The organism is Paraburkholderia sp. SIMBA_030 (assembly GCF_046535245.1).
In the GTDB taxonomy this organism is placed as follows: Bacteria; Pseudomonadota; Gammaproteobacteria; order Burkholderiales; family Burkholderiaceae; genus Paraburkholderia.
Genome location: NZ_JAWRXB010001686.1, coordinates 1 through 234 on the forward strand (window position 1 = coordinate 1; position 234 = coordinate 234).

The window sequence follows — 234 nt, forward strand, 5'->3', positions numbered from 1 at the left end:
GTATTATGGCTGAAAATCAGTGTACATATAATGCCCTTGAAAGAAAATATGGGAAAGACTGGAGGGTACAATATAATAAAGATATTGAAGGTTTTGCAATGAAAAGGATGGAGGTAATGGATGTGCTGATTACCAATGCAATATTTAGGGAAGAGCTTAAAAAACATTACATCGCAATTGATGGGGTAGACCAAGATGTGAAAGAATTAAAAGCGGGGCTGTATGAAGTTGTGG

At 36.3% G+C, this 234-nt stretch carries 1 protein-coding gene; it reads left to right on the forward strand.

Features of this window, described 5'->3' with window-relative positions; all coding sequences use genetic code 11:
• Window positions 1–234 (forward strand): hypothetical protein (locus SB772_RS45765; protein ID WP_410839245.1); only part of this gene is annotated, 234 nt, incomplete at both ends.